Origin of the sequence: Streptomyces sp. NPDC002619 (assembly GCF_042889305.1) — a bacterium.
Taxonomy (GTDB): Bacteria; Actinomycetota; Actinomycetes; order Streptomycetales; family Streptomycetaceae; genus Streptomyces.
Genome location: NZ_JBIAQV010000100.1, coordinates 1 through 8,586, shown reverse-complemented (window position 1 = coordinate 8,586; position 8,586 = coordinate 1). Strand labels below are relative to the sequence as shown.

The window sequence follows — 8,586 nt, the reverse complement described above, 5'->3', positions numbered from 1 at the left end:
CTCCAGGCCGCGGTGGCGGCCGCACCGCGCGGCGCGACCGTCGACCCGCTGGGCTTCCGGCCCACCGTCACCCTGCGCCGCCACATCGACTAGCCCGCCGCCGCTCCGTACGGAGCCCCGTCGCCTCCCCGGGCCTGGCCCGCACCACCAGGCCCGGGGAGCTCTATCCCCCCGGCACCCGACAGGGAGGACGCCCATGCGATACACGCCCGAACTGCGCCGCGAAGCCCTTCAGATGCTGGCCGACGGCCAACCCGTCAGAACCGTCGCCGCCGCCCTCGGCCTCCGCGACCAGACCCTCTACCAGTGGCGGCGCAGATACCTGCCGCACCTCACCAGAACACAGCGCACACAGACCGTGGAGGCGGACCTCACCGCCGCCCGCAAACGCATCACCGAACTGGAGACCGAACTCGCCGTCATGCGACGCACGACCCAGCTCCTGCGCAACGTGATCCCCCCTAAAGACGCTTCGAAGCAGTACACGTGATAGCCGCCGAAGGCCTGCCCGTACGCACCACCACCCGCCTCCTGGGCGTCACCGAATCCGGCTACCACACCTGGCGCACTCGCCCACCCTCCCCACGCCCCCTCCACCACACCTGGCTCACCCGACTCATCACCGTGATCCACACCACCACCGGCGGCACCCACGGATACCGCCGCATCCACCACACACTCACCCACCACTACAACATCACCGTCAGCCACAGCACCGTCGAACTCCTCATGCGCCGCGCCGGAATCCACGGACGGCCCACCGGCAAACCACCCCTTCCCGAAAGGAATGGGAACTTGACCCTGCACCACCCCACACTCCCACCGCCCATCTCCGCCCTCCTGCGCCCCCACATCCACCCCGACGAAGACCTCCCCGCCACCGACGCCCACCAGATCATGCTCCACTGCGCCCTCGACGCCGCCAGCATCACCCCGCGCACCACCGACACCCACGCCATCACCCGCATCGCCGAACTCGATTACCACACCGTCGCCACCGTCATCACATGGCTACGCACCCTGACCGACGGACGATGAACAACAGACGCCCACCAAACAGGCAGAGGTCAGGCAGAAGACAGGCGAAGGTCAGGCCGAGTCGGACCCGGGCCGGGCATCGCGGCCGGGGGCACCGCGCAGGAGGGACTCCACAAGCGCGCTCACGTGCCGGCGATCGGCACCCGACAGCCGCCGCACGCTCGCGATGAGGGTCGCGATCTCCGGGTCGGACACGCTGCCGACACCGCTCGTCCTCGACGTACAAGTGGATGCCACACGCCTCCGCAGCCGCCCCGCGCACCGCACACGACCGAGCCGGGGGGTGGAGCCGAGAGGCTGTCTCGCAGCCGCCCACGTGCCTACACGTAGATCATTCCGTTGAGAGAACCTAAGCGCCCGAAGATCAACTCCGGTAAATGGTGAGTACGGCCCCGTCCACCCAGACGCGGCGTTCCTCAAGTTTCTCTCCACAGCGCAGTGCGGCCAGACACTTGTAGAACAGATCCAGCTCCCCCGTATCAAGCACCGCGGCGGCCAGGTTCATCAGGTCGTTCAGGCTGGAAGGGGTGAGCGCCTCCGGGAGCTCACCGGAGAGCAGGACCACCGGCTCCCCCGTCCCGTCCCGCACCACGGCGGTCGCGAACACCCCATGGACGACAAGCACGTGGACCCCCTCTCTCCTGGAGGCATCGGGCAGATCACAGGCCCACGCGAGGAGACGATAGCCCCAATGGAACATTTTTTACGGCGATCTGACACTTCGCCATGCAATGGACGTAGGTAAAGAGACGCCTGAAGGATGTCCGCTCGGGGTGGATCTGGGGGTCGGACGCGGTGTCGGCGCCGTTCTCGACGTACAGGTGGATGCCACAGGCCTCGGTGACGGCCCTGCGTACCGCGGCCAGCGGGCACTTCCAGCCCCCTCGCCAGGCCTTCCAGGGCGCCTTGTTGCGGCATGCGGGTCACCTGTGTGACGTTGCCGGGTGGTGGACGATAGAACGCGGGACATCGCCGCGCCAGGCCACGTCGCCGTAGGCCCAGCCCTGCTCCAGCCGGCTCTTCACCAATTCCTGTAGCGCATTGGCCACAGAACCGAACCGCTCGAACAACGTCCGTCAGTGATAGACGAGATAGCACCAAAGACGCCCCACGGACCGGACTTCATCGACGTGACGTACACGTGGACGATCCGCAGGGCAGTTCAAGTGGCGCCTGGACGGCCCGCAGGTATGGGAGCACCGGCGATGGCACCGACGGCTGGCGCCAGGCTGCGGACGCCTCTCACCGTGCATGCACGGCACGCCGCTATTCAACCGATTGGTTGACAAGCCGGAACCCCGGCCATAGTGTATTTAACCAATCGGTTGAACATGCGAGGTGTGAGGTGGCCGACGACCGGCTGTCGCTGGTGTTCTCCGCACTGGCCGACCCCACTAGGCGCGACATCGTGGCCCGGCTCGCCGCCGGGGACGCCACGGTCAACGAACTGGCCGAGCCGTACGACGTCACGGTGCAGGCCGTGTCCAAGCACATCAAGGTCCTGGAGGACGCCGGTCTGGTCAGTCGCAGCAGAGACGCCCAACGGCGGCCCTGCCACCTCGAGGCAGGAGTCTTCGACCTGATGACGAAGTGGATCGAGCGCTATCGGCGCGAGGCGGAGGACCGTTACCGCCGTCTCGATGCCCTCCTTCAACAGATGGGCGAGCAGCCGGCGACGGACACCCCGACGAAAAAGGCGGCATCATGAGCACCACCGACCCGCACCACCGCAACGAGACGCAGATCGTGGCCGACCCGGATCTGCCCATCATCCTGATCATCCGGGAGTTCGACGCTCCGCCGGAGCGCGTGTTCCGGGCATACATCGACCCCGATCTGGTCGTCCAGTGGCTCGGCCCCCGTCGACTCACGATGCGGATCGACCAGTACGACGCGCACAGTGGTGGCTCCTATCGCTATGTGCATCGCGACGACGACGGAACCGAGTACGGCTTCCACGGTGTGTTCCACGAGGTACGCCCCAACCAACGCATCGTGCAGACCTTCACCTACGAGGGCTTTCCGGACGGCGTCAGCCTGGAGACGGCCGTCTTCGAGGACCTCGGTGGTCGCACCCGGGTCATCGGCAAGTCGCTCATGGACTCCATCGAAGCCCGCGATTCGATGCTCAAGAGTGGCATGGATTACGGCGTCCGCGAAGGCTACGAGCGGCTTGACGAGCTGCTCGACGGCCAACAGGGCGACAGCGCCGACCGACACACCGAGACGGGATCTTGATTATGGCGAGAACAGCAGCCGATGAGCATCGCACCGTGGCACGCGTATTCACCGACCGCGTGCGCGGCACGGATCCAGCGGCATGGGACAACCCGGCGCCGTGCGAGGGATGGGCCGCCAGGGACGTCGTCCGTCACCTCGTCGAGTGGTTCCCCGACTTCCTGAAAGCCGGCGCCGGAGTCGAACTGCCGAAAGGGCCCTCGGTGGACGACGACCCGGTGGCCGCCTGGGCGATACACCGCGACGGGGTGCAGGCCCTCCTCGACGATCCGGCCGCCAAACACAAGCTGCTGTCAAACCCGCACATCGGAGAGATCCCACTGGACCAGGCGGTCGACCAGTTCTACACCGCCGATGTCTTCATGCACACCTGGGACCTGGCACGGGCCACCGGCCAGGACGAACACCTCGATCCCGCCAAATGCGCCCAGTTGCTCGACGGGATGCTGCCGCTCGACGAAGTGCTCCGTGCGAGCGGGCAGTACGGACCGCGGGTCGAGGTGCCGGAGAGCGCCGACGTCCAGACTCGCTTGCTCGCCTTTATCGGCCGCAAGCCCTGACGAGCCGGAAGACACCGCCGTCGGGGTCAGCGCAGGACACCGCGGGCCCCATGCCGGTACGCCTGCTCGGCGGCGTTGTCGGCGTGCTTCGCCGCCGGAACAGTTGCTTGACGGGACGGCCAGCTCGGCGGCTCGGCGGGTACGAAGATGTTCGCGGCAGGGGTGAGCCGATGTCGCGGGGCTCGACGCAGGGCCTCTTCCTCCCGGGCCCGCGCCTAGCGCTTGACCGTGTAGAGCGCCAGGTTGAGGCGGCGGGCGCAGTCGAGCAGGCCGACGCCCTTGCCGAGCATCTCGTGGACCTGGTGCCGGCGCTCGCGCTCGCGGAAGTCTGCTCGTACACCCCAGCGGGACGCGGCGTGTCGACAGGGCCCAGCAGGAGCGGACGGTGGCCAGCGCCTTGTCCCAGAGGTCCTTCCAGAGGTGCCGGCGATCGCTGACCTGCACCGCACCGGGCAGGGCCCGGCGGACGGCCTCGCTTAGGCTCCCGAGACGTCGCGGCAGACGATCTCGAAACCGGGATGTTCCCTACGCGGCCTTGCTGTTCGCCCGGCTCCTCCTTGGCGGACTTCCCAGTCATCCGGAGCCTCAACAGGCTGGTCCAGGAGCTCCGATGGGGAATGCGGGCCCGGCCAGACCGGACGACAGACGCACGTTGGATGCTCGCTCACCGTCCGCGACCGAATCGAGAAGACTGAGGGCTTCTACGCCCTGTCGCCGGGCCACATTCAGCGAGCGGCACCGGCTGTCTTTTCCCCCAACGGAGGGTTGACTGTGAGGAGAAGCGCCCATGGCCAGCAGGAGTGCTCCTCACGTCGGGCGCAGGCTCAGCGAGCATCCCGTCGCCGCGGAGTTCCATCCCACGCTCAACGGGCCTATGACCGCGGACCAGGCTGCCTGCAGGGGGACAGAGAAGACAGCCCGACGTGGTCCGTACAGGCTCGGCCGAGGGTGCCCCCTGCCGCGATGAGTTCCGGCCGGGTCGCGAGTCTGTTCTGGTGACCGTCGTAAAACGCCGTACGACGCTGCCCGGCACGAGACACCACGGAGGACACCATGACGACCACGCCGAGTGACCCGACCACAACGCTGCCTGGCCGCCCGCCCATCGTCGACCTGGCCACCTGGCAGGCCGCCCGTGACGGGCTTCTGATCCGCGAGAAGGCCCACACCCGCGAGGGCGACGCCCTCGCCGCGGCCCGCCGTCGGCTGCCGATGGTGGAGCTCGACGGGAAGGTCGAGGTCGTCGGACCCGACGGCCCGGTCCCGTTCCTGGACCTGTTCCAGGGCCGCGACGAGCTCGTGGTCTACAAGCACATGTGGTACGACGGCGCGCCGCACCAGGGGCAGTGCGAGGGCTGCACCACCACGGCCTGGCATCTGAAGGACGCCGTCTACCTCAACGCCCGCGGCGTCTCGTTCGCCATCCTGACCACGGGCCGGTGGGACGAGGTGGCCTCCTATGTCGAGTTCATGGGCTACACGCAGCCCTGGTACTCGGTGCACGACGTGGACGGGCCGGTCGGCGGCGCCATGGGTTACATCACCTGCTTCCTGCGCGACGGCGACCGCGTGTTCCTCACCTACTCCACGACGGGCCGTGGCAACGAGCGGGTCAACGGGTCCCTCGGCCTGCTCGACATGACGCCCTACGGCCGCGGCGAGGCTTGGGAGGACAACCCCGATGGCTGGGCCGAGGGGCGCAGCCCGTGCTGGTCCTGGCGCTCGGACGCGGACGGGAACGCCACCTGGGGCCCGACCAGCCGCCCCGTGTCGCAGTGGACCCGACCCGGCGCGACCCCCGTGGAGACCCTCGGCCGGCACGGCCACCACCACTGACGCGCCTTCGTCGACGGCGTCGGCAAAAGATGTTAGGTGCCGGGCGGAACCTCCGGACGATGCGAACGGCCACCGCGCGCTCGATCGGTGGGCGGTTCGCCCGGAAGGTGAAGGACTCCTGTAAGAGAGGGGCTGTCTGGGCTTGCCAGCCTTACCAGGAGTCCGGGTGCACGAATCGTCCACGTGCCAGTACTCGTCATGCCCTGCTCATGGCCGCCAAGCTCGACTACCACTGGCACCTGCGCAAGGTCATGGCGGACCGCGGGACGTTCTCCACCACCGACCTCCTCCCACCGCTGAAGGAACGCGGTATCACGCTGTCCACGAGCCAGGTCTACCGACTCGTCGTCGAGCGACCGGAGCGACTCAGCCTGAAGATCCTCATGGCCCTGCTGGACATCCTTGACTGCACAATGGACGACCTCATCGAGCCGATCGCCACGGCCGGGGCGGCGAAGAAACCCAAGAAGGCCGCCGCAGGCGGGACCACCGTCTCCGAAGGCGTCGGCGAACCGCGGCCAAGGCGAGCTCGGATCACCGGAGTTGAGCGGTGACCGCACCTGCGATCACCGAGGAAGTTCTCGCCGATCCGGTGGGCCTGATCGTGCGGCTGGTCAGCAACATCGAGAAGCACCTCAACGCCGACCGCTTCCGCGGCATCGTCTGCACGCTCGTACACACACGGGCCGGCCGCCGCAATCTCGCACAGACCCTGCACGACAACCCATCACTGCTGCGGACCGGCAAGCCACCCGCGCCGTTCCGCGTCGCCAAACTGCTGATGGCCCTGCATGAAGCGGGCGCCCAGGACACCGCCCTGCCTCGCTGCGGCGAGTGCGGACGCCCACGCCCCTACTTCGGCAGCCGCTCGGGCGGACGATGGGGATGCTCACCCTGCTTCGACACACCCGGCCTCTGCGCGGGCTGCCACCAGCAGCGCCGAGTCGTCAGCCGCGACCGCCACGGCCAGCCCCGATGCGCCAAGTGCCCCGACACCGAGGGCGATCCGGTCAAGGAACTCACCCGGCTGATCACCGGACTCGACCCCACGCTCGACGGAGACACCGCCCGAACCGCTCTTGAGCGGGCCACGAAGCGACCCGCCGGGCAGCGTCGACTCGCCTGGGCCGTGCCCGAACGTGCCGAGCTGCTGACCGGCGCCGGGCACGAGGACCCCACTCCGGCAATGCTGCGGTTCATCGGCGAACTCGTCGCTGCCGGCGCCACCACCGTCGTCAAGCCGGCCGGCCCGCGCTGCCACGGAGTGAAGGCGCTGTCGAAACTCCTGGACGGCCAGCGGATCTGCCGCGCCTGCTTCGCCAAGCACGCGGCCGTCCCCTGCGCACGCTGCGACGCCGTACGTGAACCCGCCACCCGCGATGCTGCCGGACGACCGCTGTGTCCCAACTGCCTGATCCGCGACCCGGTCAACCTGGAAGTTTGCGTCGGCTGCGGGCGCCGTCAGCCGGTCGCCGTCCGGCTCGCCGACGGCGTCCGCTGCAACAACTGCAGGCCTAAAGAGATCAGAGAGTGCGGTCACTGCGGCCGCACCGCCCCTTGCGGACTCTCCCGGGCCACCGGGCAGCCCTGGTGCGAACGCTGCCAGCAACGCTGGGTTACCTGCGGCGGCTGCGGCACCGTCGCCCAGGCCCGCGGCGACATCTGGGGAGAACCGTTGTGCGCAAAGTGCACCAACCCCGACCCCGGCTTCTGGGGCCGCTGCCCCGTCTGCGCGACCACCTGGCAGCTTGGCCCTCGCCCCTGCCAGCGATGCGTCCTGGACCAGAAGATCCGCGACCTCCTTGGTGACAACGCCGAGGCCGTCGCACCCGAACTTGCAGCCTTCCAGGCGGCATTGACGGGCGCCGAGCGCCCGGACGTCGCTCTGGCCTGGATCTCGCGAGCAAAGGCCCGGGACCTGCTGGAACGCATAGGCCGAGACGAGCGTCCTGTCACCCACGACCTCCTCGACGAACTTCTGCCGGGCAAGGTGCTGGCCCACCTTCGCAGCGTCCTCGTCGCGACGGGCGCCCTACCGCCGCGCGACGAACGGCTCGTCGCTCTGGAGAATTGGATCACCACAACGGTCCAGGCCCGGACGGACCTCGCCGAACGCCGGATCCTGCATGGCTACGCGGTCTGGCACCACCTGCGTCGGCTCCGCCGACGAGTCGACAAACAGCACACCACTCAGCTGCAGGACATGAACGTGCGCTGCCACGTCACCGCGGCCGACAACTTCCTAGCCTGGCTCGCTGGCGAAGGTCTCACCCTGGGCGCCTGCACACAAGCCGACCTGGAACGCTGGATGACCGATCCCGCCTTCCGCTACCGCGACGAGACCGGCCACTTCGTCCGCTGGTCCGTACAGCATCGCCATGCGCACGGCCTCACCTGCGGTGCCGTCCGCTGGACCGGCCCGCAGGGCACCATCGACAGCGAGAAACGCTGGGCCGACGCGCGACGCCTCCTCAACGACGACACGCTGGCCACCGCGGACCGAGTCGCTGGACTGCTGCTGATCCTCTACGCCCAGAAGATCGCTACCTTCAGCCAACTCACCGTCGAGGACGTCGACATCACCGACGAAACCGTTGCGATCTCCTTCGGGACCTCGCCCGTCATCCTCCCGATGCCGCTGGCCGCCCTGGTCCGCGAGCTCGTCGCGACCCGACGCGGCAAGGCCAAGATCGGCACCCCGGACGACGTCCCCTGGCTCTTCCCCGGCGGACAACCCGGCCGTCCGCTCAGCGACAGCCAGATCGGTCTGCGGCTGCACAAGATCGGCGTCCGGCCCCAACAGGACCGATCCACCGCCCTGTTCACCGGGTTCCTCCGAGGATGCCCCGGCCTTTAGGCCGGGGAGGAATCGGACTCCTGCGGAGCAGGGCAGGGGCAGCCGGATCGCCGTCAG

At 68.5% G+C, this 8,586-nt stretch carries 9 protein-coding genes and 1 pseudogene; 8 read left to right on the top strand and 2 right to left on the bottom strand.

The window, feature by feature from the left end; all coding sequences use genetic code 11:
- The first annotated feature begins 196 nt into the window (after window positions 1–196).
- Window positions 197–490 (top strand): transposase, encoded by a 294-nt coding sequence (locus ACFYXB_RS44820; RefSeq protein WP_389591191.1) that lies wholly within the window; start codon window positions 197–199, stop codon window positions 488–490.
- Entirely contained in the window at window positions 487–1,038 is a 552-nt protein-coding gene (locus ACFYXB_RS44815; RefSeq protein WP_389591190.1) for an IS3 family transposase, read from the top strand. Before ACFYXB_RS44820 ends, ACFYXB_RS44815 begins: the two co-directional genes overlap by 4 nt.
- Window positions 1,039–1,402: 364 nt before the next feature.
- On the opposite strand, the gene ACFYXB_RS44810 is transcribed toward ACFYXB_RS44815, so the two are convergent.
- Window positions 1,403–1,663: a hypothetical protein gene (locus ACFYXB_RS44810; RefSeq protein ID WP_389591188.1), complete on the bottom strand. Its 261-nt coding sequence runs from the start codon at window positions 1,661–1,663 to the stop codon at window positions 1,403–1,405.
- Window positions 1,664–2,383: 720 nt separating this feature from the next.
- Here ACFYXB_RS44810 and ACFYXB_RS44805 point away from each other — a divergent pair.
- The 3 genes from ACFYXB_RS44805 to ACFYXB_RS44795 are packed head-to-tail and all read left to right on the top strand — an operon-like array spanning window position 2,384 to window position 3,836.
- Entirely contained in the window at window positions 2,384–2,746 is a 363-nt protein-coding gene (locus ACFYXB_RS44805; RefSeq protein ID WP_389591187.1) for an ArsR/SmtB family transcription factor, read from the top strand.
- Window positions 2,743–3,276, top strand: a complete 534-nt coding sequence (locus ACFYXB_RS44800) for an SRPBCC family protein (protein WP_389591185.1) — start codon at window positions 2,743–2,745, stop codon at window positions 3,274–3,276. Before ACFYXB_RS44805 ends, ACFYXB_RS44800 begins: the two co-directional genes overlap by 4 nt.
- Before the next feature lie 35 nt (window positions 3,277–3,311).
- Window positions 3,312–3,836: a TIGR03086 family metal-binding protein gene (locus ACFYXB_RS44795; protein ID WP_351363682.1), complete on the top strand. Its 525-nt coding sequence runs from the start codon at window positions 3,312–3,314 to the stop codon at window positions 3,834–3,836.
- Window positions 3,837–3,950: 114 nt separating this feature from the next.
- Here ACFYXB_RS44795 and ACFYXB_RS44790 read toward each other — a convergent pair.
- Window positions 3,951–4,360 (bottom strand): annotated as a pseudogene (locus tag ACFYXB_RS44790) (ISL3 family transposase); the annotation flags it as partial.
- Between the two features lie 529 nt (window positions 4,361–4,889).
- Here ACFYXB_RS44790 and ACFYXB_RS44785 point away from each other — a divergent pair.
- The 3 genes from ACFYXB_RS44785 to ACFYXB_RS44775 all read left to right on the top strand — a co-directional run bounded on the left by ACFYXB_RS44785 (window position 4,890) and on the right by ACFYXB_RS44775 (window position 8,529).
- The gene (locus ACFYXB_RS44785; protein WP_389591184.1) at window positions 4,890–5,672 is read left to right on the top strand and encodes a DUF899 domain-containing protein; all 783 of its coding nucleotides are present in this window, start codon (window positions 4,890–4,892) and stop codon (window positions 5,670–5,672) included.
- A gap of 209 nt (window positions 5,673–5,881) precedes the next feature.
- Window positions 5,882–6,226: a helix-turn-helix domain-containing protein gene (locus tag ACFYXB_RS44780; RefSeq protein WP_389591183.1), complete on the top strand. Its 345-nt coding sequence runs from the start codon at window positions 5,882–5,884 to the stop codon at window positions 6,224–6,226.
- Window positions 6,223–8,529 carry a site-specific integrase gene (locus tag ACFYXB_RS44775; protein WP_389591181.1) on the top strand — a complete coding sequence of 769 codons (2,307 nt, stop codon included), beginning with the start codon at window positions 6,223–6,225 and terminating at the stop codon, window positions 8,527–8,529. Before ACFYXB_RS44780 ends, ACFYXB_RS44775 begins: the two co-directional genes overlap by 4 nt.
- Window positions 8,530–8,586: the final 57 nt, after the last annotated feature.